The following is a 699-nucleotide window of genomic DNA, read 5'->3' as shown; positions in this document are numbered from 1 at the left end:
ACATGGTACTAACCATGTATAACTTAGTATAATATATCTGATTAATGTGGTCAATTAGTAAAATTTTTATTTGTATATTCATATTACACATTGTAATAAAAAACCCTTTAAATCAACACCATTAAATCATAAAAAATCTTTAAATTTTTAAATTTCAATCTAAAACTCTATTGATAACTGTACTTTAATTTTATTTTTCATATATAGATTATACATAAAATATACAGCTATCTACCTATTTATTTAAGTGGGTTTTTGTGTATTCGTATAACTTTTCTATAATATAATTATATATTAGTTCTTTGTTCTTAACTGTAAATATTACTGCTAATTATCTCTTTTTACATAAATAGATAGAATTTATCCAATAAGAATATTATCACTTAAGTTTTACATTTTTTCCATTTATAAAATTATATTAATATTCCAAAAAATAACTAATATTTATTGAAATAATCTTGTAAATCATTATTTTTAATTTTGTATTTTATTAATAACATTAATAAAATACGGGATTTGTTGGCATTTAATGTTTCAGAAGCGATGAAATTATATTCATTCTCTAAATGAGTTTTCGATGTTATGCCATGTCCTAATCTTGATGTTCTTACGATTTTTATATTTGAAGTAACTATATTTTTTAGATATTCAGATATCTTAGTAGATATTGTATACCCGCCAGCAGTAGCTATTATAAGC

1 pseudogene is annotated in these 699 nt (G+C 21.0%); it reads right to left on the bottom strand.

From position 1 onward, the window contains the following. Window positions 1–437: 437 nt before the first annotated feature. Window positions 438–699: pseudogene (locus ACF91D_RS31145) on the bottom strand (L-asparaginase); the annotation flags it as partial.

Source organism: Staphylococcus sp. 231237_7MaSpsaltlick, assembly GCF_043107035.1.
Note: the sequence above shows the minus strand (reverse complement) of the source record. Positions and strands in the feature narration are given on the sequence as shown.